The organism is Candidatus Falkowbacteria bacterium (assembly GCA_026396835.1).
Classification (GTDB): Bacteria; Patescibacteriota; Patescibacteriia; order Patescibacteriales; family Patescibacteriaceae; genus Patescibacterium.
On the sequence record JAPLWA010000004.1, the window covers coordinates 160,996 to 187,942 of the forward strand.

Here is a 26,947-nt window from a genome sequence, read left to right on the forward strand (position 1 = left end):
GGAATTTACGTCTACTCTATGGCTGACAAAATAGCTACGAGTGCTGCGCAAAAAAAGCAGAGGAGCATGCCTACCATTTCAGAGTTGACTAAGCCGATTATCGATACAATCTATATAGATTTTTCCGCGATAAATTTTAAGAATGATTTTGGCGGTGACACTAACTTAATTCGAAGCATGGTAATAGAAAGGCTTGGACAACGTTACGATACGCTTAACGGTACAAGCTCAATTGAAGTTTACTTTGATTCAATTAGTAGCACTTCAGACAAATCTCACAAAATAACCGGAAAATATTCTGGTGCTGTAGCAGATTATAAAATAAAACCCAACTTTAATCCGTCTGATAAAAAATATAGATATCAGAAACCAAAAGAAGGTTTTACTTTTAATATCACTATTAAGTGTTTAAGAATTAACGAAGAGGAGATTGCGGCGATGATAAGCGGATTGGCTAAAAGCTACTCATATAAAATATATGACCGTTCCTACTATTTTAAAGCTGATAATCCTTCTGTCTTTCTTCAGCCAAGTGAATTAATGAAGCACCTTATAAGACCATGAGAAGAGTCGAACGCATTATAAAATGCGAAATTTTAAAAAGCCTGACTTAAATAATAAGCCAGGCTTTTTTCTAATCTATTTTATTGTTTCCACTTATCCACATACTGACCAATGCCGTGACTAAGAAATTTATTGCGCAGTTTAGTAGTTTTAAAAAGATAAGTAATTAAAGATGTTAAGTTAACCAAGTAACGATTGCCAAGCACTTTAAACTTAACGCTGTGGGCTTCAATCGCTCGTCTAACAGTCTTTGATCCAATACCTGATATCTTAGCTGTTTCAGAAACAGATAACCAGAGAGGTTCTTTTACTTCTGCTGGAGGAATATTGATTTCCTTAGGCATTGGTTTGCGACCTCTTTTTTTAGGAGTAGTAATTGGGCTTTGCTCTTTTTGTTCAATTTCCATAGTTTAAGTCTAGGTTAATATAGACTAAAATACTACTAATCAATTAACAAAAATATCATGCTGAGTTATTATCTATATTTAAGTCTACAATTGTTTAGACTTATCTACTAGTGTATATTAAGCACTTTTTTGATAAGTCTATGAATATTTGGACTTAAGATTTTTACACGGCTATTTTTGCACATGTTAATAAATAAATCAAGAAGACTGTTAATAACTAACTTAATGCTTAATGATAGTTCATAATTTTATTGTCTATCTATGTATCAAAGCTTGCTTGGTGATTTATGCACAATTATTTTAAAGTCCTTAATTTAGTTATAAAATCCTTGGTTTTTTGTCTTGCTTTATTGTTTATAATATGGTATTTTATAGGAACGAAATCGGCCGATTGGCCACGAGATATATAGTATAAAGGGGTTAGTGTAACGCTTTTATTTTTTTTACGTAATACTACATGAAGAATAAAAAGGCCTCCATTTTTGGCGGCGAACAAGTTCTATTCTTACGGCTTAAAAGGCACAAAGATAAACAGGCTTTCATTGAGGCCTATGATCTTTATATTGATCAGATCCAACGCTTTGTTTATTTCAAACTAGGCAATAAAGATGAAGCCGAAGATATTACTTCAATGGTCTTCTTGAAATGTTGGAATTATGTTTACGAAGGCAATCTAGAAAGTTACGACACTTTGAAACCGTTACTTTATAAAATTGCTCGTAACACAATCATCGATCATTATCGTCAGACAAAAAATCAGGATACAGTTTCCTTAGAAGCCGCAGAAGAAACAGTCGACGAAAAACAAAATGTTCATGACAAGGTAGTGACTGACATTGATTTCAAATCTTTGGTCCAAGAAAAATTACCTTTATTAAAAGATGAATATCGCGACATAATTATTTTACGCTTTATCAACGAACTATCAGTTTCTGAAATTGCAAAAGTTCTTGGTAAGACCAGCGGCAACGTTCGCGTCTTAGCTCATAGAGCTTTGCAATCGTTACAAGAAATTATTAATAACGAAGAGACTGAAAAAAATAATTCAAATGACTGAACGAGAATTGATAAAAAATCTATCAGCACTTAAGAATATAGAAGCTGATTCAAACTGGGTTAAAAGTAACCGAGAGGTTTTGTTATATCAAATCTTCAACGGCGCAGAATATGTTGATATGCCTTTAGGATTCTTTGAGAAGTTCTCTCTTATTTCTAAGCGCATACTACAACCAACTCCAATCGCCGCTGTTATCGCTTTATTCTTTGTTATGAGCGGTGTCGTCAGTGTTCGTATGTCTCGTAACGCAACTCCTGGTGAACCTCTTTATGTTGCTAAATCAATTAGTGAGAAAGCTCAGCTACTTGCTACTTTTAATGAAACTGCTAAAGCAAAGTTGAATGTAGAATTTGCTACTCAACGTGTTGCTGAAATTGAAAAGGTTGTTAGTGAGGACAAGCAGGATAATAATGATGCTCGCGTTCAAGAACTAGCTACTAGCTTTAAGAATGAAATAAATACTGTTCGCGATCGTTTAACTAAGATTAAAACAGCTAAAAAACCAATTAATCCGCAAACTGCTTCTAAAGATACTAAAGACAACGATGTGGTCAGTGCTGAATTATCGAAAGATAATAATGGTATTGATATTGCTTCACCAGACAATCAGAAAACATTGTCTGAGGCTGAGAAGTTGTTTAATGATAAAAACTATAATGGTGCTGCCGCTAAGCTAGATGAGCTTGGTAAGCAGTTAAAATAATTCAGTTTGCAGTGCTTATTTTTTGAGTCGGATTTATTCAAAAATTAATCAATGTAAATTGAAAATAGGTAACCAAATGACTTACGTAGAGAGACTGGTAATAAATAATGAATCAAAATCAACCATTCTCTACGACGAACATATTATTCGTTATCAGTTTGTCGCCCCTTTAACAGCGGGCAAGCAAGTTTTAGATATTGCTTGCGGTTCTGGTTATGGCGCAGCCTTCCTAGCGAATAACGGAGCAAAAAGTGTTTTAGGCATGGATATTGATGAAGCGGCTATTGCTGAAGATAAGAAAAACTATTCTCAAGAAAATTTAGAATTTAGAGTGGGCGATGCTACAAAAATTGATTTAACAACTGAAAGCTTTGATGTTGTTACTTCTTTTGAAACCATCGAACATTTGCCTGAAATCGAAGCTTATTTAGCAGAAATTAAAAGAGCTGTTAAGCATGACGGCTTAGTTTTCATTTCTACCCCTAATAAAACTATTTTTAAGCAGACTAATCCTTGGCACTTAAAAGAGTTTACTAGAGAAGAATTTGAGACTTTGTTAAAAAAGTTTTTTCCTTTTGTGAAAATCATTGAGCAGAAAAATGCTTTAAGCTCAGTTATTAAAGTTAATGATAAGGCAGAGGGGACAGTATTGTTTAATGATCAGACAAAAGAAGCTTTATATTTTATTGCTGTTTGTTCACAAAGAGAGATAACAGAGACATTTACTAATGTAAGTTCAGCTAACACGATTGCCTACGAGCGATGGGAAAATAATCCGGGTTGGAAAATGGTAAATGCAATTTACAGAGTTTTGCAAAAATTGAAAATTAAATAGCAACATACTGTTGATATGTGAGCTTACTATATATAGTAGTCTCGCATATCCACAGTAAAACTTATTTGGACTTAGAGTTTGAATAAGAAATGTGGAGAGACCTGGCTAGCCGGTGGCTACGTTGGGCAGTAATGCAAAAAAGGTCGATTGTCTTTGCGACAAGCATTACTCATTCTGTTTTTATAACAGAGTGATTATAAACCTAAGAGTTTTTTAAAAAGCTTCCCTACGCTGAAGCTTCGGAAAGTAAACTTTCTGAGTTTCATTTATAGGGTTTGATGATACATCGATTTAGCTTTTTTCCGCATCAACTAGAACGTAATAAGATTACGAATCAAGTTATGTGGAGTAGTGAACACCCTATGCTTTACTCTCCGGCCATTAATTAAAACTTATGTTTTGGTTGATGCGGGGAAGCGGGATTCCGATTGATGTATTATTTGCGATTTAAAAGATGAAAAGGAAATTATTGAAATTATGAATACTGTACGAAAGATTTTTGCTTCAGCCCTAGTATTGGCTACTATCGTATCTGTCAGCGGCATTAACTTTGCCAAAGCTGCAGCTATGGATGGTGACCTAATCAAAATGAATGGTCTATCGACTGTTTATTACTACAAGGGTGGTAAGCGCTATGTTTTCCCACAACAGAACACATACATGTCTTGGTTCACAGACTTTAACAACGTTAAGACTGTTGCTCAATCCGAATTGGAGAGCTACCCTCTAGGCGCCAACGTTACTGTCCGCCCAGGTACATCTTTGATCAAGATCACAACCAATCCAACTGTTTACGCAGTTGAACCAGGTGGTAAACTACGTTCAATTGTCAGCGAAGCTAACGCTTCCTCATTGTTCGGTTCCAACTGGGCCAAGAAAGTTATCGACGTTTCAGATGCTTTCTTTACTAACTATCAGATTACTTCAGCCTTAACAGCTGGTGTATATCCTGCTGGTTCATTAGTAAAGGGTTCAAGCGCTGACGTTTACTACTTCGATGGTACAAACTTCAGAAAGTTTGCTTCAGAAGCTGCTTTCTATGCTAACAAATTCAACTTCGCCTTTGTCCAAACAGCTCCTGCTGCTATGACAATGACCCCAATGGGAACAGACATTACTGGTAATGAATCAGGTTTGACTGACCTAACAATGGGTGCAAGTGGAACTGTTAGTGGTTCTGGCTTGTCAGTTGCTTTGTCTTCCGACACTCCAGCTTCAGCTAACGTAACTAAAGGTGCTACTCGCGTTACTTACACAAAATTCAATGTTACCGCCGCCAACGATGGTGACGTTCGCTTGGATACAGTTGTTATAACTCGTGGTGGTGTTGGTTCAGCCGCTGACTTTGACAATGTCTATCTATATGATGGCATGACTCGTTTAACAACTGGTCGCTCAGTCAACTCAAGCACCAACCAAGCTACTTTTAGCAATGTTAACTACACCGTAACAAAGGGTACAACCAAAACTTTGAGCATCGTTGCTGACGTTAATGCTTCAGCAACAACAGGTAATGACAATTTCAGTATCTCTCTTGCTTCAGCTATTGCTGCAAACGGAGCTACTGTAAGTGGTTCATTCCCAGTCGCCGGTAATACAATGAGTATTACTAACGTTTCTGGTGGTGCTATTACAATTGCTAAAACCGGTTCTCTAAGTTCTCCAAAGGCTGGTGAACTACAAGCTCAGGTAGCTGCTTTCACTTTGCAAGCTAGCTCAACCGAAGACTTGATGATCAAGAACTTGACCCTATACCAAGTTGGTAATATCCAAAATGGTAATATGACCAACTTCAACTTGAAGCAAGCTGGTACTACTTTAGCTACTGCTGCTTCAATGAATTCAAACGGAACAATCGTCTTGAACTTCTCAACTCCTTATGCTCTTAATAAGGGTATAACTAAGACTTTTGAAGTTTACGCCGACGTCGCTTCCGCTGCTCGTTCAGGCGACACAAGTATTATTTACTTGGACAACTCAGCTGACCTATATGCCACAGGTAATACTTATGGTTATGGTGCTGCTGTTACTCGTACAGGTTATGATAATACTGTTGGTACACCAACATGGACAGATGCTTCATATACAACTATCGAAGCAGGACAGGTAACTCTATCTTTCCAAGGTCCATCCGTTACTGACTACGCCGTACAACAGCAAGATGCTGAAATCTTCCGCTTTACAATGAATGCGAAGTCCAACATCGAAGTTCGTAGCCTAGGTTTGACTCTAGACGCCCCAGCTTCTGCTTCAGGCGGTTTGTCAAACGGTGGCACAACTGCTAACTATACTGACATTAAATTCACTGACGTAACCACTGGTCAGCTATTAGCTGGTCCTAAGGACGTTAGCGGAACAGGTGTAGATACAAGCCAACTTTTGACTTACTCTGATACTTGGACAATTAATGCCAATCAGACTCGTACCATTAAGGTTACAGCTGATATAGCTAACTTTACCCCTGCTGCTAATGAATCAATCAAAGCTACTTTGAGTGCCTTTGGTGTTTCAGCCATCAAGAATCTAGACACCAATCAATATGTTGCTCTAGCCAACATAGTTCCAAGCACAGCCATTGCTGGTAACACCCACCGCGTAAAAGCCGGTACTGTTACTTTGAGCCTAGCTGGTACTCCAGCCACTCATACCTACATCAATGGTTCAGCTGCCGTTGCTATGACAGGTATTAATATCGCTGCCGGTACTGGTAAAGATATTAAGTTAACCTCTCTTATGTTAACTGCTACTGGTGCTAATGGTTGTTCTACACCAGCTAACTGTGTCTTGAATGTTAAATTGTGGGATGGTACAAACCAGGTTGGTGAAACCAAGTCCTTGTCTGGCACAACAGTAACTTTCAGCAACTTGAATGTTCCTGTTCTAAAGGGTGCAACTAAGACTTTGCTAGCCACTGTTGACCTAAACACTCTTTCAACTCCAATCGCTGGTTCAACAACATTGAAACTCGATGTTGCTTCAACCTCTGATGCTACAGTTCAAGATACTGAAGGTAACAGCGTTAACGTTTCTGGTACCGTAACTGGTCCAACTCACACTATCGTTGCTTCAGGTACTTTGTCTGCCGCTCTTGCTCCAGATGACGCCGAGAGTGAATCTCGTTTAGTCATTGCCGGTAGCGACAATGAAGTATTAGGTAAAATTAAGTTTACTGCTACTCGCGAAGATCTACGTATCGCTAAGGTCCGTGTTGAAGTTCCAGCCCCTGCTATTGAAGAAGTTTCTTCTCTAAGCTTGTGGAATGGCTCAACAAAGATTACTAACGACGTATCTTTGACAAGCGGTACTCCTAACTACGCCGACTTCAACTCATTCACAACTGATTTCATTGTTCCAAAAGATGGTAACTTGACATTGACTGTTAAGGGTACTTTGAACACCATTTCAAATGGTGCTACTTCAGGTACTACTATTTCAGCTACTTTGTCTAACGTTGCTGGAACATTTGAAGCTCGTGGTTTGAATGGTAGCAACACCGTTCTATCAGAGAGTGATGTTACTGCATTACCTTTGGCAGCACATGATATGTACCTACGTAAGACAAAGTTGACTGTTTCTCAGTCAACCCTTACTGGCACATTGATTAACGGAACCGCCAACAAACTTTATGAGTTCACAGTTGCTGCTGACTCTAAGGAAGATGTTTCATTGAAACAGATTGTCTTAGACGTCACATTAAGCGACAACGTTGGTACTAACGACACATTAACTGCTGGTACATTCAAGATTTATCGTGGTTCTACAGATATTAGCTCAAACGTTGATATCCACCAGATCGACGGTACTACTATTGAATCAATCAACTCTTTGGCTGAAGGTACTTCACAGGCCTTCATTACTTGGGCAAGTGAAGAAGTTATTGCTAAGGGAACATCAAACACATATTCTGTTTGGGCAACCCCAAGTGGTTTCTCTCACCCAGCCGACAAGGATGGTATTACAGTTAATATGCGTAATGACTCAGCAGCTCAAGGTGCAACATATACATATTTGAACGATGTTGACGCCACTGCTGGTCAAACAACAGTATCTTTGGGTATTTTGGCTAATCCATATACTACTCTAGATACTGCAGGTGCTGCTCCAACACTAGGAACAAGCCCAACTAACAATGTTATTTGGTCTGACAACTCTGTAGTTGCGCACTCCGCTGCTGTAACTGCAAACACTGGTGCTCTAGCAGCTCCTACTTCATCTGCTGATTGGTACAATACTTATTTGATTAAGAATTTCCCATTCGGTGGTACTACACTTACTCAATAATATTGCTTGAGTGCTAGTAGTTCTGATTATCTTCGGATAGTCTAGAATGAGAAACACCCCCTCCTTGAAAGAGTTGGGGGTGTTTTTTTGTCTGAACCACAGATAACACAGATGAACTGATTAGCACAGATAATAAAAACCCTCTTGAAAGAGGGTTTTTATTTTAACTTATGAATTATTATAAATCAGAAATTACTCAGCGAATTATTAAGTGTGCTTTCAAGGTACAATCAACGTGCTTTGGCTTATGAATTTGCTAAAGAAAATTTAATATTTGAAAGAGAGAAAGACATGGATATTTATTACGATGGTATAAAAATTAGTAATCGGCGTGTAGATTTTTTAGTTGATAATGATATTATGGTCGAGCTAAAGGCTTTGATTGCGCTAGAGGATGTTCATACGACTCAAGCCATAAATTATATTGAGGCTTATCGTGTTAAGGTTGGCCTGTTAATCAATTTTGGAGCAAAACGGGTTGATGTTAAGAGATATGTAAAATAATCATCTGTGCGCATCATATAATCTGTGATATCTGTGGTTCAGACATTTTATTGTTATGCCGAATCACGTGCATGGAATTATTGTGATTAATAAAAATAATACATTGGGGTCGCATAAACGTGAGGTAGAGACGCGCCATGGCAATGATAATGTGAATAAAAACAACAATGTTTGGGTAGAGACGCGCCATGGCGCGTCTCTACTGGGTAATCACCCACCAAGGAGAAACAACGAATTGGTAGAGACGCATAATTATGCGTCTCTACAGAATGCACGACCATTATATAATGGTAATGTTTTTGGTCCGCAATCAAAAAATTTGGCATCAATAATTCGATCATATAAAATTGCCGTTAAAACATATGCCAATAAAAACAATGTTCCATTTGTTTGGCAAACGCGTTATTACGACCATGTTATCTGGAATGAAAGGGAATTAAATAATATCAGGGAATATATTTTAAATAATCCATATAATTGGGAGAGGGATAGAAATAATTTATCGTAAAAACATATTTAACGTCTGTAGAGACAGGTTTCAAACCTGTCTCTACCATGGGGAATGTTATAAAAACGTTTATATGAAAACAGAACCTGTCTCTACCACGGGTAGGGTACGGAAAATTGATTTAAATATAATATGTTCAAAATCTGTATATATTATAAATTTTTGTTATAATAAAATCATGACACCAGAACGAGAACAAAAATTAAAACAGGTTATTCAGAACCGACAGCAGGGGGTCGTGGTGCTGGAAGATATTCATGATCCACATAATGCGGCAGCGATTTTACGTAGCTGTGATGCCTTTGGTATCCAAAAGATTTGCTTTATCTTTGAAAAAGAAAAAAGATTTAATCCGAGAAGAATTGGTCATCTTAGTTCAGCTTCGGCAAGCAAGTGGCTTGATATGGAATTCTTTACTTCTACAATTAAATGCCTAAGTACTCTAAAGCGTCGCGGCTACTATATTATTGCCACCGCCCTAGATGAAAAAGCTAAAGATTTTAGGAAAGCAGATTTGACTCGACCTAAGACTGTTTTAATGTTCGGCAACGAGTACCGCGGTTTGTCAATCAAGGCACAAAAATTAGCCCACGAAACTGTGTATATTGCAATGAAGGGCCTGGTCCAAAGCCTAAATTTGTCAGTTACAGCCGCTGTCTGTTTAGCTGAATTAGACAGGCAAAGAGCTCAAAAAAAGGCTAAAAATAGGTATTTTTTGACAAAATTGGAGCAGGGGAGATTGCTAAAAAAGTGGTCAGCTTGACATTGTTGACTTTTTTAATGCTTTATGCTATACTTGAGCCATACATTTATTACAACACTTTATTGAACTGGTGTCGTAGCCCATATGCGCTACCGGTTTTATAACTAAAAAACATATGGCAGGAGAATCAATTCTAGAAAAAATCATCAACCAAAAGCAAGCCGAGACAATCGGTCATCTTCACGTTGCTGATATCATCGAAACTTTATTAGAGCGCTTGGGCGAGCGAGAACGCGATATTTTAAAGCGTCGTTTTGGGCTTAATCGCGCTACTAAAGCTACCTTAGAAGAAATCGGTAAGTCACATAATTTGACCCGCGAACGCGTCCGTCAGATTGAAACTGGCAGTATTTCTAAACTTAAGAAACTTGAGGACCTAGTTGCTGTTATGTCTGATTTGAAGATGTTGGTAACTCGTTTGCTTGAGGACCATGGTGGATTAATGGATAGAGAATATCTGTTTGACATTTTGTCTTCTTTAGCTTTAGATCAAAGTAAGATCAAGGATGAAGATCCATTGATTTATCGAAATCATTTTAATTTCCTTTTGTCTAAGATAATGGATGCTGAAATTGCGGCTGTTGAAGGCTCTGCTAATTTTAATCCTGCTTTTAAACTTCGCTATCAAGAACTTGATCATCTAGAAGAAATGACCAAGGAACTTTTGACTAAGGTTAAAGCTGCTAAGCGCTTGTTCATTACTGAAGAATTATTGTCTTTAGTTCGTGGCTTAGATAGCTATAATAAGAACGAAGGTAAACTACAGAGCAAGGAAGGCCTTAATTTAGTTGAAGCTTTACGCGGAATTATTCCTGATGAAGAGCTTGAATTAGCTAATGATCAAAAGCCTTTATATTCACTTTTGAAAGCAATTGCTGATATTGAACAGAATAAATTCGGTCACTGGGGCCATGGTGGTTCACGTGAAATTAATCCTAAAACAATTAATGATAAGATTTATTTGGTGTTAAAGAACAATGCCAAACCAATGCACTACGAAGAAATCTCTAAGAAAATTAACGAGACAGGTTTTGATGGTAAAAAGGTTAACACCGCAACTGTTCACAATGAATTAATCCTTGACGGTAAGTATGTTTTAGTTGGACGTGGTCTATATGCTCTAAAAGAATGGGGCTATACTAAGGGCACCGTCGCCGATGTTATTATCGATATTCTCAGTAAGTCTAAACAACCATTAAGCAAAAAAGAAATCACTGAAGAAGTAATGAAACAGCGCATGGTTAAGAAGACTACAATTGATTTAGCGCTTATGAATAAGAAGCGTTTTGAAAGAGTTACTGGTAATAAATACATTGCGGTTAAATAAAATTTACAATTAAAACCTCAGGTCTTGGACCTGGGGTTTTTTGTTTTGTTTTATTCCTTACGCAGATCGTAGGAGGATTGGCTGTTATTCTCTAAGTACCATTGTGTTTAGCTTGTTAATAATGAAAACATTCTATCTATAACGCTGCCGCGGGGCTTGCTTTTGTAACCAAAAGCAACAAAAGTTTTGGGGGCTTCAATTCGCTATTACATTGTTCACTTTTTATATCGCCAATCACGGCGCTCAATTCAGCCCCCAAACCCCTTGACTCTTTTAATACCGAAATAGTTTTTAGCCTGTACGACATATTCATACCAGTGTTTACGTGAAGATAAGACACCCCTCCCTACGCTCTGCGTGGGGAGGGGCTGGGGGCAGGGTAGAAAGAATAAGATATTTTAGAAAAAGCAATTTTTGTGCTAAAATTAAAAGACTAATATGGTAGTTAATATTGATATAAGCGGTTTTGAACAATTGCTTTATTTGCCTACCGGCACAATTTTGTGGCGACTGTTTTTTTGGTACTTCGGTTGGATGCCGGTGGCTTTTGTTACACTCTGGGGAATTATTCAGCTTTGGCTAGAACATCGTGAAGGTTTGTGGTTTGCACAACAGAAATTTATTTTGTTAGCGATTGATATTCCGCGTAATAATGCTCAATCTTTGATGGCGGTTGAGAATATGTTTGTCTATTTCGCCGGTGCTCATGGAACCCTATCTTTAATTGAAACATGGTGGGAAGGAAAATTCCAACTCGGTTTTAGTTTTGAAATTGTTTCAATTGGAGGCTATATTCAATTTTTAGTTAGAGCGCCTGAAAAATTTCGTAATTTAGTCGAGACGGCTGTTTACTCTCAGTATCCTGACGCGGAAATTTATGAAGTCGAAGATTATACAACGGCTGCGCCTAATATTTATCCTGATGAAGAGTATGATATTTGGGGGTCTGAATTTGTTCAAGTAAAGGATCAGCTGTTGCCAATTAGAACCTACCCTGAATTTGAGCATCAATTTGGTGCACCTGAAACTACATATCGGGATACCATGGCTTCATTAATGGATTTAATGAGCAGCCTGCAGCGTGGCGAGCAGCTTTGGTATCAAATAGTCTTAGTCCCGACTGATGAAGCTTGGAAGGATGCTAAAAAAGGTTTTATCGGTAAGATTCTAGGCGAGAAAAAGGCTGCTAGTGGCGCTAATAACGCTGTTGATAAGATTGTAGATTGGATGGGTGATGCCAGTGAACAAGTTTATAGTATTTGGGGCGATATTGATGCAACTAAAAAGAAAGACGCTGACCCTCTTAAGATGATGAATCTTAAGCCGGCTGAAAAAGCTCAAATTGAAGCGGTTGAAGCAAAAGTTGCAAAACTTGGTTTTGAAGTTTGTATTCGCGTGATTTATTTTGCTCGTAAAGAAGTAAAGAATGTTCCTAAGGCTGTTAACGGTTTTGTAGGATATATCAAACAATTTAATACTGGTGGTTTAAATTCATTAAAACCAGATACAAAGATTACGATGACTTCGGCAAATTACTTTTTTACTAAACAAAGAGTAATTACTAAGAAAAATAATATTATGCGCGGCTATAAGAGCCGCAGTAAAATGCGTGGCCGCAAGCCGTGGATTTTGAACGTTGAGGAACTGGCGACTTTATGGCATTTCCCAATCGACGCCGTGGTTAAGGCGCCTTTGGTGCAACGTGCCAGTGCTCGCCGTGTTGAGCCGCCAATGTCTTTGCCTTTTGGTTCAGATCTTAAAAAATCTTCAGTTAATCGTGAGCCAATTTTTGATCAAGATTTTGAAGTTGAAGATGATAATGCAGTAGCTGAAGAAGAAGATTTTAAACCTGAAACTAAAAAAACTTCGACTAAGCCTGCTTTTATGGATGATGACGAAGCGCTTAATGAAGAAGCTATTGTTGAGCCAGAAGTTATTGAGCCTGAAATGCCGGCAGCCGATCCTGTAAATGAAAAGTCATCCTACACTGATGCTTCGAATGATAAACCGGCTTATACACCTCATGAAATTAGCGTTGCGCTTGAAACTCATGATGAGCCGAAAGCTCGTCGTGGCCAGCCACCGCCTAATTTGCCATTTGTCGACTAGTTCTTTCTTGCCTCGCCGAAGTTAACTGTAAGTTAACGAAGGCGGGTTTGATTCATTCTCGTTCATTCTAAAACAACCTATGGATAACAAGCTAACACTTTTTGCGGAAACAACTTTCCGCAATCAATATAGAAAATTTGGTATTAAAGATGACGATCGCCGTCGTCATATGTATTTGATTGGAAAAACTGGTATGGGTAAGTCTACAATTTTAGAAAATATGATTGTAGAAGACATTAGAGAAGGCAAGGGCGTAGCAGTAGTTGACCCACACGGCGACTTGGCAGAAAAAATAATTCAATACATTCCGAACGAACGTATTAAAGACATAATTTATTTTAATCCTTGTGATACTAATTATCCGATCGCTTTTAACGTTGTCGAACAAGTTGAACCACATTTGCGTCACTTAGTGGCCTCTGGTTTGATTGGCGTGTTCGAAAAACTTTGGGCCGATTCTTGGGGACCAAGATTAGAATACATTTTAAGAAACTCTATTTTGGCTATTTTAGATTATCCAAACTCAACTTTGTTGGCCGTTACTAGAATGCTATCTGATAAAACTTACCGCAAGAGAGTTATTGAGCAAATTCAAGATCCAGTGGTTAAAGCTTTTTGGGTTAAAGAATTTGCTGGTTATGCTGATAAATTTGCGTCTGAAGCAGTTTCTCCTATTCAAAACAAAGTCGGTCAGTTCTTATCCAGTTCATTGATTAGAAATATCGTTGGTCAAACAAAATCATCAATTGATTTAAGAAAGATCATGGATGAAGGTAAAATTTTAATCATGAACTTAAGTAAGGGAAGAATTGGTGAAGATAACTCAGAATTACTGGGTGCTATGATGATTACTAAGATTCAGTTAGCAGCCATGAGCCGAGTTGATATTAATGAAAGAGATCGTCGCGACTTTTATCTTTACGTCGACGAATTCCAAAACTTCGCGACGGACAGCTTTGCTAACATTTTGTCAGAAGCTCGTAAATACCGCCTAAACCTAATCATGGGTCACCAGTATATTGAACAGCTTTCTGAAAAAGTTAAATTTGCCGTTTTCGGTAACGTTGGTACTTTAGTTGTTTTCCGTGTTGGCGCGACCGACGCCGAAGAATTAGTTAAAGAATTTACCCCAGTCTTTACTGAAGAAGATTTAGTTAACTTGCCAAAATATAATATTGTTTTGAAATTAATGATTGACGGTGTAGCGAGCGATCCTTTTTCAGCTCGTGGTTTAGCGCCTTTAACCGAAGAAGAAAGAACTGGTAATGAGCAAAAGGTGATTGATTTTACTAGACAAACATACGCTGGTGCGCGTGAAGAAGTTGAAAGTGTTATTATGCGCTGGCATCAAGCCGACGAAGATCTTCCTAAGGTCAACCCTGCGCCGGCTCCAGCCGCCAAGATTACCGTTGCGCCAAGAATTGAAAATCTAAGCCAAAGCGTGGCGAACGCCGTGGCAAATATTCCACGTCAGGCTCCAGTCGCTCCGCCTGCGCCACGACCTAAAGCTGATCCTTCTATTTATACCAATGAAGCCACTTGCTCTCGTTGTGGCAAAGAAACAAAAGTTGCTTTTAAACCAGATGGAATAAGACCAGTCTATTGTAAGGATTGTTTAACTATTTTGCGTGAAGAAAAAGCACGCGAAACAGCGGAAAGAAAAAATTTGAAACAAGCTGAACTATCGACTTTAAAACAAGCGCCTGTCAGAAATACCGAAGCAGCACCAATGCTTTCTTTGCGTGATATTCCTCGTCGAGTTGAAGAAGCTCGACCAGCGCCAGTCGTTTCAACTCCGCCTGTAAATAATGATTATCCATCGGGCGGTACTATAAATCCAGGTCAACGAGTGAATCTTTAATTTATATTTATGATGACTAATTCGGCTTATCCAGCAGATGTTTTTATTGGTAGTACTCTAAACTTTTTTGATTTGAATGTTAATGGCTACCCTGCGTCATTTATTTTTTGGAATATATTTTTAGCAATCTTAGCTATTTTAGCAGCTCAGTGGGCGGCTAAGCTTTTGTTGTCAAATAAGAAATGGTATATAAAATTAGGTTCATTTTTTGTTTGGCTTGCAATTTTCCCAAATGCGGCGTATCTTATGACCGATGCGAGGCATGTCATTGGTTATTGCCCTTGGTACTCTTATGGCAAGGTTTGTGCTAATAATGCCTGGATGACACTGTTCTTTTTTGCTTTTGGTGCCATTGGCTGGCCAGCTTTTGTTTTGTCACTTAGGCCAATGAAAAAAGCTGTAACAAAATATTTTAGCAAGCTATACGGCTTTATCTTTATGGTCTTAATGTGTTTTTTGGCCGCGCTTGGTTTATTACTTGGATTAGTTAATAGGTTTAATTCTTGGAATATCATTAATGATCTACCAAAGATTTTAAAAACTGCGCTGACGTATTTTTATGAACCGGTTTTAATGTTTAACCTATTTATGTCTTTTGTTCTTTTGCTTGGATTATATATTGTTGGTGAGAAAATATTTATTAAACCAAAATTAGAATAAGATGGTTGATTATCTAAAAATTAGTAAAGCCACAGATTTAAGCGGCAAAGATCGCTTGCTTTATCGCGCTCTAGAAATTTTACCTGGCGCACTGTCTTGGGGTACGATTGTCGGTTTAATTTTATTGTCATCTCTAGCGCCAATCGGCACAGCAGTTTTTGTTATTTTATTTGATATTTATTGGCTCTTATTAGTCATGTTTTTAGCCACACATCTTTTAATCTCTTATCGCATGATGAAGAAGCGATTAAAAATTGATTGGGTAAAAAAATGCGAAGAACTAGGGGAGAGAACTATTGCGATTGATGAAGCTGGACAAACAGTTAATTTAGCATGGCGTGATTTATGGCAAGTTGTAATTTTGCCAACTTATAATGAGGGCGTTGAAGTTATACGGTCTTGTTTTGATGGTATTGTTGCCGCTGGCTATCCACTAGATCGTTTCATTGTTGTCTTGGCTATTGAAGAACGCGCTGGCGAGGACGCAGTTAAACGAGCAGAAATTATAAAAGCCGAATACGCTAGTAAATTTGCTCGCTTTATAATTACAACTCATCCAGCTAATACTGAAGGCGAGTTAAAAGGTAAGGGTGCAAACCAATCTTTTGCTGCTAAAGAATTAAAACGCTTAGTGATTGATCCAGAAAAAATTGATTACAATAAAATTTTAGTAAATATTTTTGATATTGATACTGTTGTTCATCAAGGTTATTTCCATTGTTTAACTTATAGTTTTTTAACTGTTGAGCGACCATATCGTGCTAGCTATCAGCCAGTCCCGGTTTATCATAATAACATTTGGCAGGCGCCATTTTTTGCGCGTGTGGCTGCTTTTTCAAATACTTTCTGGCAAATGATGCAACAGATTAAACCAGAGAAATTAGCAACTTATTCTTCTCACTCCATGACTTGGCGCGCCTTAACTGATATTGGTTTTTGGTCAACTAATATGGTAAGTGAAGACTCAAGAATTTTTTGGCATTGTTTCTGTTTTTATAAAGGTGATTATCGTGTTGAGCCATTATACTTTCCAGTTTCAATGGACATTTGCATGGACTCTAATCATTGGACAACAGCTGGTAGTTTGTACAGACAGCAACGCCGCTGGGGTTGGGGAGCAGAAAATATTCCATATTTAATTTTTAATACCATTAAAGCTTGGCCGACCATAAAAAAGAAAGATCGTTTTGTAAATCACATCGCGGTTCAACTTTATGGTTTTCATTCTTGGGCAACTAACGCTTTAATTACTTCAGTTATCGGTTGGTTACCTTTGTTCTTAGGTGGTGATAAATTTAATTCAACTGTGTTGTCTAGTAATTTGCCTGGCGTCACAAAGTGGCTGATGACCTTAGCTATGGTTGGAATGGTAATTTCGGCATCAATTTCTATTATGATTTTGCCTAAAACTAAGAAATTAGGACCATTAAAATATATTATTACCATTATCCAGTGGGCATTTTTACCGGTTGTTATTGTATTTTTTGGCGCCATTCCTGGGTTGGAGGCACAAACTCGTTTAATGTTTGGTAAGTATATGGGTTTTTGGGTAACGCCTAAGCATAGGTAAAATTTTGAATTATTGCTATAATAAAAAAATTATTAAATTAATAAAAAATTATGGAGAATGAAATAATCGAGCATAAGGAGGAACATGCTCAGGAAGAAGTAAAGACAGAAGAAGCTCACCACGAACACGTAGTTGATGAAGTAAAACCCGCAGCAACAAATAAATTAGTTTGGTTAAAAAAAGTGCTTACACTTAAAAGAATTATTATTGCCGTGATTGTAATCGTTGTGCTTGGTCTAGGTTATTATTTTAAGAGTCTTGTTATTGCCGCAACTGTTAACGGAACTGTTATTAGTCGTTTAGAGCTTGTTCAAAATTTAGAAAAAGCATCTGGCAAGGCTGCTCTAGACGCAATGATTAGTGAACGACTTATTAATCAAGAAGCTGCCAATAGGAAAGTTTCAGTTACCGCAGAAGATATTAAAGCCGAATTTGATAAAATTGAAGCTCAACTAAAAGATCAGGGCACAACTTTAGATGCTGCTTTAGTTGAAAATAAAATCACTAGAGAAGATCTTACAAAGAGGATTACTACTCAAAAACAGTTAGAAAAAATGTTATCCGACAAAGTTAGCGTTAGCGACGCCGATGTTGAAAAATATATAAAAGACAGTGGAACTACTATACAGAAAGGCCAAGAAGCAACCGCTAAGGCTAGTATTAAGGAAAATTTGCGTAACACAAAGCTTGGAGAAGAGTCCAAGAAGTTGGTTGATGAATTAACTGTTAAGGCTAAAATTAATTATTTTGTTAAATATTAATCTTAGTAAATCTAAATAGCCTAAAATGATTGTTACAATTCTTTTAATCATAATATTGATTGGCTCGGCTATTTTACATGAATATGCTCACGGGTGGATGGCGCATAGACTCGGCGACGATACAGCTTTAAGAGAGGGGAGATTAACTCTTAATCCATTGAAACATCTTGATCCAGTCGGTTCGGTTATTTTCCCTTTGTTTTTAGTTATAATTAAGGCGCCGTTCTTCTTAGCTTGGGCCAAACCAGTACCCTACAATCCTTATAATTTACGAGATCAAAAATATGGTGAGTTGAAAGTCGCTGCCGCTGGACCTATTACAAACTTTAGTTTAGCTATTGTTTTTGGTTTAATTGCTCGATTCTTAACTTTACCAGTGGCAGATAAAACTCAGTTAGCAGTGAGTTTATTATCAGGTGCTAATGATAGTGCTTTAGCTCTTACTTCTGGCTCCCTTGTTGCTAGTTTAACTTTAGTTGCATTGCTCGCTTGTTTAATCAACTTGGTTTTAGGCATATTTAATTTAGTGCCGATTCCTCCGCTTGATGGATCAAAAGTTTTAATGGCTTTCTTGCCCAGCAGAGCAAAGATGTTTATTTATCAGATAGAGCGATATAGTATTGTCATCTTGTTACTATTTATTATGTCTGGTTTTTTTGGATTCATTTTTAACGCCGCGGTTTGGTTATTTGCTTTGTTGACTGGTCTGTAAAAATATATATTGTGTATGAAAAAAGGGAGCATAATGTTCCCTTTTTATTGTGCTAAAGAAGATTTTCTTTTAGCTTCAAAATACGTTTTTTGTTGATTAAATCATCCCTCTGTTTTTGAAGAAGCTCTGTGTTTTTATTATAATTTTTGTAATATTTGTCCTCGATTGTTTCGATTTGATTTTCCGCCTCCTGGATTTGATTTTCAGCTTCTTCGATTTGTTTCTGCGGAATGATTAGCTCTTCGTTTAGTGCTTTTTCGTTGTCTTCATCTATGGTATTTAATTGAGAGTCAATTATATCTAGCTCAGTGTTTATATTTTCCAAATTAATGTTGCCGCTAATCTGTTCTAAAGATTTTACGTTCTCTGCTAAATATTCCCTAAATTTTTTCCTAAATAAAACACGGTAGATGCACTTTTTTGAGATTGCCTTCTCGATAGCAGTGGTCTCTAGTTGAAGACCCATCGTTATTCTCGTGATAAAAAAGACAAATATTGCCATGAAAGTGCCTAAATCCACCCCGCAAGTTCCTAGTTTATTAGTCTCCAGGATTGAGGGCGTGAAATATATTCTAAGTATCACTACTATAGAGGCAATAAATATTGTCCTTATGAAAAACACCATAGTGTCTTCTAATTTCATAGCTTTTATTGACAAGTTGATAATTTTTGTCTCTAGCTTGTCTAACGTTTTATCGATTGATTCTTCCAATTTTTCTCCTTCTGAGTTTTTAATTATTAAATAATTTATTTAACTCCTGAATATATTCGGAAGCTTAATAAATTATTTAATGTTTTTAAAAGTTCGTAATTTCATATTTAATCAGATTATTGACATGTTGTCAATATCGTTATATTTATTTTAATATTAGCTAATTTAAAAGGGAGATCATTGAATATCTCCCTTTTTCGCTATAATATCGTTAATGCGTCAGAGCCAAGAAACCGTACGGCCAGAAGTGTATAAAAACTGCAAATAAGTCTATAATTACTCCGCCGATTATGAAAAATGGGAGACACATAACAACCCCTAAACCAGCCCATTCTTTGCGACCAAAGATGAGCAATATAACTATCCAAAGAGCAACTACAAAAATGGTATACATTATTCTTTTCTCCACTTTATTTTGAAATATTTTCTATACTTTTTCATATTTTTAAGTTTTTGTCAATAACTAGCAAAAATCCCTTGACGTCTTATTGATCTTTTGTTATTCTTATTTTTGTCCCCATTTAGGGGTTTTTATTGTACGAGAGTTTACATTATGCCTACAATCAATCAGTTATTAAAAAAGGGCCGTCAACGAATTGTTACTAAAAGCAAGTCGCCAGCTCTTAAGTTAACTTTAGACACTCTTCATCGTAAAAAGAAGATCCGTATTCAAGGTTCTCCTTTTAAGCGCGGCGTCTGTCTTAAGGTAACCACAACAACACCTAAGAAACCAAACTCAGCTTTGCGTAAGATCGCTCGTGTCCGCTTATCTAATGGTATGGAAGTAACAGCTTATATTCCAGGTATCGGTCATAACCTACAAGAACACTCTATCGTTTTAATTAAAGGTGGTCGTACAAAAGACTTACCAGGTGTACGTTATAAGATTATCCGCGGCGTTTACGACGCTCAGGGAGTTGAAGCACGTCGCCAAAGCCGTTCGCTTTATGGTAATAAACGACCTAAAGCCACTAAGAGTTAATTTTATAAAATATGAGAGGAAAAGCAGCACCCAAAAGAATAATTTATCCAGACGCTCGTTATAACGATCAGGAAGTTTCTAAATTAATCAATTATATAATGACACAGGGCAAAAAGGCTGTGGCACAGAAGATTGTTTATGATTCTTTTGAGATTGTTAAGACCAAAACCGCTCAGGATCCACGCCATATTTTTAATAAAGCCCTAAAAATGGTTTCTCCATTATTAGAAGTTCGTAGTCGCCGTGTTGGTGGTGCTAACTATCAAATTCCTTACCAGGTTCGTGGGGAACGCCGTTTCATGTTGGCTTGTCGTTGGATGATTGAAGCTGCTCGCGCTCGTAAGGGTAAGCCAATGGCTGAAAAGTTGGCTTTAGAAATCATGGATACAGCCAACGGTGAAAGCGCTTCTGTTAAGAAGAAATTGGATGTTCAGCGTATGGCTGAAGCTAACAAAGCTTTCGCTCACTTTGCGCGCTAACGCGAAGTTTAAAGATCAAAGATCAAAAATCAAATTTATTTTTTTATTCTTTGTTCTTTGATCTTTATTTTTTTATAAATTAAATTATGCCCCGAGAATATACATTAGATCACACAAGAAATATTGGTATCATGGCTCACATTGATGCTGGAAAAACTACGTTTACTGAACGTGTGCTTTTTTATACTGGTAAGAAACATAAAATTGGTGAAGTTCATGAAGGTGCCGCTGAAATGGACTGGATGGAACAAGAAAAAGAACGTGGTATTACTATTACCTCAGCTGCCACAACCTGCTTCTGGCATGACAATCGTATTAACATTATTGATACTCCCGGTCACGTTGACTTTACTGTCGAAGTAGAACGCTCTCTACGCGTCCTAGACGGCGCTATCGCGGTCTTTGACGGCGCAGCTGGTGTTGAACCGCAATCAGAAACAGTTTGGCGTCAGGCTGACAAATACGGCGTCCCTCGCCTTTGTTTTATTAACAAAATGGATAAAATGGGAGCTGATTTTTACATGAGTCTTGAGTCAATCAGAACTCGTTTAAACCCACGCGCTGTTCCAGTTCAATTACCAATCGGAGCTGAAGAAAATATCATTGGTGTTATCGATTTGTTTGAACGTAAAGCTTATGAATTTAAAGGCATGAACGGTGAACAAATTACTGACGTTGAAATTCCTGCTGACATGAAAGATAAGGTTGAACAATATCGTCATGAGATGATTGAAAAAATTGCTGAAACAGATGAAGCTTTAACTGAACGTTATTTAGGTGGTGAAGAAATTAGCGTTGATGATTTAAAGAAAGCTTTGCGTGTCGCTGTTATTAAAAATGAAATTTATCCTGTTTTCTGTGGTACGGCTTTAAAAAATATTGGTGTTCAATTAGTTTTGGACGGTGTCAATAATTATTTGCCATCTCCGCTAGATGCACCGGCTATTGAAGCAACTGATCCAGATGATCATGACGTAAAAATGGAAGTTAAGGTTGATGACAATGCTCCATTTGCAGCTCTAGCTTTTAAAATTGCAACCGATCCTTTTGTCGGTAAACTTTGTTTCGTTCGTGTTTACACCGGAGTTTTGAAATCTGGTTCTTACGTCTTGAATACTAAGACTGGTAAGAAAGAACGCGTTGGAAGACTTGTACGTATGCACGCTAACCACCGTGAAGAAATTGAAGCTATTTACTCGGGTGATATCGCCGCTGTCGTTGGATTAAAAGATACTTATACTGGTAATACTTTGTGTGACGTTGATCACCCAGTACTTCTAGAAAATATTACCTTCCCAGAACCAGTTATTAAAATTGCTGTCGAACCTAAGACAAAAGCTGACCAAGAAAAGATGGGCGTGGCTTTGTCTCGTTTAGCTGAAGAAGATCCAACCTTCCGTGTTGAATCTGATGAAGAAACTAACCAAACTTTGATTTCCGGTATGGGTGAACTTCACCTTGATATTATCGTTGATCGTATGAAGCGCGAATTTGGTGTTGAAGCTAATATTGGTCAACCACAAGTTTCCTACCGTGAAACAATTCGTAAACCGGCTGAAGCTGAGGGTAAATATATTAAACAGTCTGGTGGTCGCGGTCAGTACGGTCATTGTTGGATTAAGATTGAACCACAAGAACAAGGTAAAGGTTCTGAATTCGTTGATGAAGTTAAAGGTGGTGTTATTCCACGTGAATATATTCCAGCGATTGAAAAAGGATTTAAGGAAGCTTTGGATAAAGGTGTTTTGGCCGGCTACCCAATGGTTGATATTAAGGCCGCTGTCTATGATGGTAGTTTCCATGAAGTTGACTCTTCTGAAGCTGCTTTCAAAATGGCAGGTATCATGGCTTTTAAAGACGCCGTTCGTAAGGCTAGCCCAATTTTATTAGAACCAGTTATGAAAGTTGAAGTTACCACTCCGGAAGAATATATGGGAAACGTTATTGGTGACTTGAACTCAAAGCGCGGACAGATTGATCAGATGACAGACCGCGGAAATCTTAAGGTAATTGACGCCAAAGTGCCGTTGGCGGAAATGTTCGGCTATGCGACTCAGCTCCGCTCAATGAGCCAAGGTCGCGCCAATTACAGCATGGAATTCTTACATTATAATGAGGTTCCACGCCACGTCGCAGAAGAGATTATTGGGCAAAACGCTAAGAAATAGTTGTTTTATAGATATTAACATAAAAAAGGTTGACGTGTTGTCTTTTATTCGCTAGAATAAGCAATACCCTGCTTGTTTTATAATGACACAACTATGGCTGATCGCCTGGAGCGTTTCATTAATTTAATAGCCAAGACAGGGGACAAGCTCCTTGTTTACGATCGACATAACCCAGATGATTCCTTTGTGGTCGTTGGATTAGGTCAGTATGAGAGCTTAGTTTCCGAAGCCAATGGTGTCAGAGGCTTGACAGAAGACCAGCTTATCGATAAAATAAACTCCGATATTGCTCTATGGAAATCTAGTCAAGTAACTGAACCGCCCCAAGAGGCGGTTTCTATGCCTTCTAACTTTTCTGTCGCACAGGAAATCAGACCAGTAAAAGCTAATCCTTTTGGCAAAAAACCAAAAACTAGCCCCTGGACTATCCCTGAATCTAGACGAAGAGAAGCTGAAGAGGTTATTGATGAAGGTCGACAGTATATTGAAGAAACTCCTTTTTAAACAAATATTTAATTAATTTTTAATAATTATTAACGAATCTAAAACTCGTTAACATAATAAAAAGTATGGCAGTAGAAAAATTTGAGCGAACAAAGCCCCACGTTAACGTGGGAACCATTGGTCACGTTGACCACGGTAAGACTACTTTAACAGCAGCTATGCTTAGCGTTTTAACCGCTAAGGGTTTCATGGCATCTAAGAAAGGCGTTGGTGAAATCGACGCTGCTCCTGAAGAAAAAGCTCGTGGTATTACCATTGCTACTGCTCACGTTGAATACGAGTCTGAAAAGCGTCACTACGCTCACGTTGACTGTCCTGGTCACGCTGACTACGTAAAAAACATGATTACTGGTGCTGCTCAAATGGACGGCGCTATCTTGGTTGTATCAGCTACTGATGGTCCTATGCCACAGACCCGCGAACACATTTTGTTAGCTCGTCAGGTTGGTGTTCCTTACATTGTTGTATTCTTGAACAAGTGCGATATGGTTGAAGATAAGGAACTTATTGACTTAGTTGAAGAAGAAATCAAAGATTTATTGAAGAAATATGAATTCCCAGGTGACACCACTCCAATTATCCGTGGTAGCGCTTTGAAAGCTCTAGAAAATCCAACAGGTGAGTACGCTCAACCTATTATGGATCTTGTTAAAGCTTTGGATGACTATATTCCAGATCCAGTTCGTCAAACTGATTTACCTTTCTTAATGCCAATTGAAGACATCTTCTCAATTGAAGGTCGTGGTACTGTTGTTACTGGTCGTATCGAACGTGGTGAAATTAAGATTAACGAAGAAGTTGAATTAGTTGGTCTTGGTGATACTCGTAAGGTTGTTGTTACCGGAATCGAAATGTTTAATAAGCAACTTGATTCAGGTAAGGCTGGTGATAACGCCGGTTTACTTCTACGTGGTATTAAGAAGGATGAAGTTCAACGTGGACAAGTTCTTGTTAAACCAGGTTCAGTTACTCCTCACTCAGAATTCGAAGGTGAAGTTTATATCTTAAACAAAGATGAAGGTGGTCGCCATAAGCCATTTTTCAAAGGTTACAAGCCACAATTCTACATCAGAACAACTGACGTTACTGGTGAAGTAGAATTACCAGCTGGTACCGAAATGGTTATGCCTGGTGATACTGTTAATCTTGTTATTAAGTTAATTGCTCCAGTCGCTTTGGAAGAAAAGATGCGCTTCGCTATCCGCGAAGGTGGTCGTACAGTTGGTGCCGGAGTTGTTACTAAGATTATCAAGTAAAGATATACTCCCGCCCAGCCATTTGGTTGGACGGGATTAATCTGTACTTAATAAAAGTCAGAATTATATAAATTCAATCAAGCTATGACTGAAATAGACAGCAAGAAAGTGGCAGCAGCTAAGGAAGCCCAAGGCTTTAAACAGCGCGTCCGCATCAAGATCCGATCATTTGATCACAAGATTATTGATCAGTCCACGAAAATTATCGTGCAAACTGTTAAGCGAACCGGCGCTCAGGTTTACGGTCCAATTCCTTTGCCAACTGAAAAAAGAAAGTATACTGTTAACTCATCAACTTTCGTCCACAAGAATGCCCGAGATCAATTTGAAATGAGAACTCACAAACGTCTCATGGATATTATTGAACCATCTGCGGCAACTATCGAAGCCTTAAGCAATTTGAATTTGCCAACAGGTGTTGATATCGAGATCAAAATGTAAATTTTGTTTTCACAGTAAGATTAAAATGTAAATTATTGAAATTTTTGTTTGTTTAACCCCTTCCGATTCGGCGGGGAAGTGGATAAATCGAGATTTTGATTAATAAGGAAAAAACCAATATTGCAAAACTTTTATTTTTATCACATTTGTTTGTGTATAAAGATTTATGATTGTAAGCTGGTTTTACCTTTAAACCAGTTTTTGTTTTTAAATTATGAAATTCATTATCGGAAAAAAAGTTGCAATGACCCAGCTTTGGCAGGGTGACAATGTTATCCCAGTAACTGAAGTTACTGCTGGACCATGCACTGTTATTCAGCTAAAGACAGTCGAAAAGGATGGCTATCGTGCTGTTCAGATTGGCTATGGTTCAAAGCGCTCTAGTTTAATTACCAAAGCTTTGAAGGGACACTTTAAGGGTTTTGGTGATTTTCGCTATGTTAGAGAATTCCGTCTTGATAACGATGAAAACATTGGTGAATTAAAAGCTGGTGATCAAATCAGTTTAGCTACTTTTGCGAAGGATGATGTTTTGACTGCTACTGGTACTTCTAAAGGTAAAGGTTTCCAAGGTGTAGTTAAGCGCCATGGTTTTCATGGACAAGATGCTACTCACGGTAACAAAGATCAATTGCGTGCTTCAGGTTCTGTCGGTGCTGGTGGTGTACAACACGTTTTTAAAGGTGTTCGTATGGCCGGTCGCATGGGTGGTGATCGCGTAACATTACATGATGTTAAGATTGTTGCGATTGATGAAACTAACAATTCATTTTTTGTTAAAGGTGCTTTGCCTGGTGCTCGTAACGGTTTAGTATTATTCTTTGGTGAAGGTGAATTAAAAACAGGTTTACCAGTTGCCAAAGTTGAAGAACCAGTTGTTGAAGAAGTAACAGAAGCTCCAGTTGTAGTTGCTACAGAAGAAACTCCAGAAGAAGTTAAAACAGAAGTTGTTGCCGAACCGGTTGTAGTAGCTGAAGAAAAAGTTGAAACAACTCCAGAGGCTGAAGTCGCCGAAGTTAAAGAAACTCCAGTAGTTGAAGAAACAGTTGCTGAAGTTCCTGCTACTGAAACGCCAGTTGAAGTCGCTGAAGAAAAAGTTGACGAAGAAGTAAAGACACAAGCTTAAAGATATGATTTCTTACAAAGTTTACAACCAAAAAGGTGAAACAGTTTCTGACATTGAATTGTCAGATAAGGTTTTTGGTCAGAAAAAAAACGAAGCTTTAGTTCATCAAGCTGTTGTAGCTCAGATGTCTAACGAAAGAAAAGTTTTGGCTCATACTAAAGATCGTTCTGAGGTACGTGGTGGTGGTAAAAAGCCATGGCGTCAAAAGGGAACTGGTCGCGCTCGTGCTGGTTCAAGCCGCAGTCCTATTTGGATTGGTGGTGGTGTAACCTTTGGTCCAACTAAGAATAGAAATTTCTCCAAGGATTTGAATGTTAAAATGAAACAGAAAGCTATGTGCGTTGTTCTGTCAGACAAGGTTGCTTGCAATAATTTGGCTGTACTTGATAACCTAGCTATTACTGAATACAAAACAAAAGATTTTAAAAAGATTGTTGATGTTATTGATTCCAAGATTTTACCAAATGAAGGTAAAAAGGGTAGCCTCTTAATGATTGACGCTAAGCCTGAGGCTGTTACAAAATCAAGTGCTCGTAATTTAACTAACGTTAAATTGATTACTGTTGAAAACGTTAACTTACTTGATATTATTAAATATAAGAATATTGTTGTAACGCAAGAAGCTCTTAAAGTTTTAGAAGAGCGTTATAAATAAAT

At 37.8% G+C, this 26,947-nt stretch carries 25 protein-coding genes; 23 read left to right on the forward strand and 2 right to left on the reverse strand.

Annotated elements, in window-relative coordinates; genetic code table 11:
- Window positions 1–18 precede the first annotated feature (18 nt).
- Window positions 19–564 carry a hypothetical protein gene (locus NTY12_01830; protein ID MCX6792741.1) on the forward strand — a complete coding sequence of 182 codons (546 nt, stop codon included), beginning with the start codon at window positions 19–21 and terminating at the stop codon, window positions 562–564.
- 80 nt (window positions 565–644) lie between these two features.
- Here NTY12_01830 and NTY12_01835 read toward each other — a convergent pair whose 3' ends face one another.
- On the reverse strand, window positions 645–971 hold the full coding sequence (locus NTY12_01835) for a helix-turn-helix domain-containing protein (GenBank protein MCX6792742.1): 327 nt from the start codon (window positions 969–971) through the stop codon (window positions 645–647).
- 457 nt (window positions 972–1,428) lie between these two features.
- Between NTY12_01835 and NTY12_01840 the strand changes: the two genes are divergently transcribed.
- The 14 genes from NTY12_01840 to NTY12_01905 all read left to right on the forward strand — a co-directional run bounded on the left by NTY12_01840 (window position 1,429) and on the right by NTY12_01905 (window position 18,622).
- A complete protein-coding gene (locus tag NTY12_01840) occupies window positions 1,429–2,028 on the forward strand; it encodes an RNA polymerase sigma factor (GenBank protein MCX6792743.1) in 600 nt (199 codons plus the stop codon).
- Window positions 2,021–2,731, forward strand: a complete 711-nt coding sequence (locus NTY12_01845) for a DUF5667 domain-containing protein (protein ID MCX6792744.1) — start codon at window positions 2,021–2,023, stop codon at window positions 2,729–2,731. Before NTY12_01840 ends, NTY12_01845 begins: the two co-directional genes overlap by 8 nt.
- A 76-nt stretch (window positions 2,732–2,807) precedes the next feature.
- Window positions 2,808–3,566 (forward strand): class I SAM-dependent methyltransferase, encoded by a 759-nt coding sequence (locus tag NTY12_01850; GenBank protein MCX6792745.1) that lies wholly within the window; start codon window positions 2,808–2,810, stop codon window positions 3,564–3,566.
- Between the two features lie 477 nt (window positions 3,567–4,043).
- Window positions 4,044–7,847: a hypothetical protein gene (locus NTY12_01855; protein ID MCX6792746.1), complete on the forward strand. Its 3,804-nt coding sequence runs from the start codon at window positions 4,044–4,046 to the stop codon at window positions 7,845–7,847.
- Between the two features lie 213 nt (window positions 7,848–8,060).
- Window positions 8,061–8,351, forward strand: a complete 291-nt coding sequence (locus tag NTY12_01860; GenBank protein ID MCX6792747.1) for a GxxExxY protein — start codon at window positions 8,061–8,063, stop codon at window positions 8,349–8,351.
- Window positions 8,352–8,406: 55 nt separating this feature from the next.
- Window positions 8,407–8,859, forward strand: a complete 453-nt coding sequence (locus NTY12_01865; protein MCX6792748.1) for a hypothetical protein — start codon at window positions 8,407–8,409, stop codon at window positions 8,857–8,859.
- 178 nt (window positions 8,860–9,037) lie between these two features.
- Window positions 9,038–9,622 carry an RNA methyltransferase gene (locus NTY12_01870; protein ID MCX6792749.1) on the forward strand — a complete coding sequence of 195 codons (585 nt, stop codon included), beginning with the start codon at window positions 9,038–9,040 and terminating at the stop codon, window positions 9,620–9,622.
- A gap of 115 nt (window positions 9,623–9,737) precedes the next feature.
- Window positions 9,738–10,949 carry a hypothetical protein gene (locus NTY12_01875; GenBank protein MCX6792750.1) on the forward strand — a complete coding sequence of 404 codons (1,212 nt, stop codon included), beginning with the start codon at window positions 9,738–9,740 and terminating at the stop codon, window positions 10,947–10,949.
- Between the two features lie 438 nt (window positions 10,950–11,387).
- A complete protein-coding gene (locus NTY12_01880; protein ID MCX6792751.1) occupies window positions 11,388–13,058 on the forward strand; it encodes a hypothetical protein in 1,671 nt (556 codons plus the stop codon).
- 79 nt (window positions 13,059–13,137) lie between these two features.
- Complete coding sequence (locus NTY12_01885; protein MCX6792752.1) at window positions 13,138–14,919, forward strand: type IV secretion system DNA-binding domain-containing protein; 1,782 nt, start codon at window positions 13,138–13,140, stop codon at window positions 14,917–14,919.
- A 9-nt stretch (window positions 14,920–14,928) separates the two neighbouring features.
- Window positions 14,929–15,579: a DUF1361 domain-containing protein gene (locus NTY12_01890; GenBank protein ID MCX6792753.1), complete on the forward strand. Its 651-nt coding sequence runs from the start codon at window positions 14,929–14,931 to the stop codon at window positions 15,577–15,579.
- Between the two features lies 1 nt (window position 15,580).
- Window positions 15,581–17,149: a glycosyltransferase family 2 protein gene (locus NTY12_01895; GenBank protein ID MCX6792754.1), complete on the forward strand. Its 1,569-nt coding sequence runs from the start codon at window positions 15,581–15,583 to the stop codon at window positions 17,147–17,149.
- A 50-nt stretch (window positions 17,150–17,199) separates the two neighbouring features.
- Window positions 17,200–17,910, forward strand: a complete 711-nt coding sequence (locus tag NTY12_01900; protein ID MCX6792755.1) for a hypothetical protein — start codon at window positions 17,200–17,202, stop codon at window positions 17,908–17,910.
- A gap of 25 nt (window positions 17,911–17,935) precedes the next feature.
- Window positions 17,936–18,622 (forward strand): site-2 protease family protein, encoded by a 687-nt coding sequence (locus tag NTY12_01905; GenBank protein ID MCX6792756.1) that lies wholly within the window; start codon window positions 17,936–17,938, stop codon window positions 18,620–18,622.
- Window positions 18,623–18,674: 52 nt separating this feature from the next.
- Here the strand turns inward: NTY12_01905 and NTY12_01910 are convergent, their stop codons facing one another.
- A complete protein-coding gene (locus NTY12_01910; GenBank protein ID MCX6792757.1) occupies window positions 18,675–19,265 on the reverse strand; it encodes a hypothetical protein in 591 nt (196 codons plus the stop codon).
- A 622-nt stretch (window positions 19,266–19,887) separates the two neighbouring features.
- On the opposite strand from NTY12_01910, the gene rpsL reads away from it, so the two are divergent.
- The 8 genes from rpsL (at window position 19,888) to rplD (ending at window position 26,945) form a co-directional block, all read left to right on the forward strand.
- Window positions 19,888–20,316 (forward strand): 30S ribosomal protein S12, encoded by a 429-nt coding sequence (gene rpsL, locus NTY12_01915; GenBank protein ID MCX6792758.1) that lies wholly within the window; start codon window positions 19,888–19,890, stop codon window positions 20,314–20,316.
- Between the two features lie 11 nt (window positions 20,317–20,327).
- Window positions 20,328–20,795 (forward strand): 30S ribosomal protein S7, encoded by a 468-nt coding sequence (gene rpsG, locus NTY12_01920; GenBank protein MCX6792759.1) that lies wholly within the window; start codon window positions 20,328–20,330, stop codon window positions 20,793–20,795.
- A gap of 86 nt (window positions 20,796–20,881) precedes the next feature.
- A complete protein-coding gene (gene fusA / locus NTY12_01925) occupies window positions 20,882–22,963 on the forward strand; it encodes an elongation factor G (GenBank protein MCX6792760.1) in 2,082 nt (693 codons plus the stop codon).
- Window positions 22,964–23,056: 93 nt separating this feature from the next.
- Window positions 23,057–23,467, forward strand: a complete 411-nt coding sequence (locus NTY12_01930) for a hypothetical protein (protein MCX6792761.1) — start codon at window positions 23,057–23,059, stop codon at window positions 23,465–23,467.
- Between the two features lie 65 nt (window positions 23,468–23,532).
- On the forward strand, window positions 23,533–24,723 hold the full coding sequence (gene tuf, locus NTY12_01935; GenBank protein MCX6792762.1) for an elongation factor Tu: 1,191 nt from the start codon (window positions 23,533–23,535) through the stop codon (window positions 24,721–24,723).
- Between the two features lie 84 nt (window positions 24,724–24,807).
- Window positions 24,808–25,164 (forward strand): 30S ribosomal protein S10, encoded by a 357-nt coding sequence (rpsJ, locus tag NTY12_01940; GenBank protein ID MCX6792763.1) that lies wholly within the window; start codon window positions 24,808–24,810, stop codon window positions 25,162–25,164.
- Window positions 25,165–25,378: 214 nt separating this feature from the next.
- Window positions 25,379–26,290, forward strand: a complete 912-nt coding sequence (gene rplC / locus NTY12_01945; GenBank protein MCX6792764.1) for a 50S ribosomal protein L3 — start codon at window positions 25,379–25,381, stop codon at window positions 26,288–26,290.
- 4 nt (window positions 26,291–26,294) lie between these two features.
- Window positions 26,295–26,945, forward strand: coding sequence for a 50S ribosomal protein L4 (gene rplD / locus NTY12_01950; protein ID MCX6792765.1), 651 nt, complete (start codon window positions 26,295–26,297; stop codon window positions 26,943–26,945).
- The last annotated feature ends 2 nt before the right edge of the window (window positions 26,946–26,947 follow it).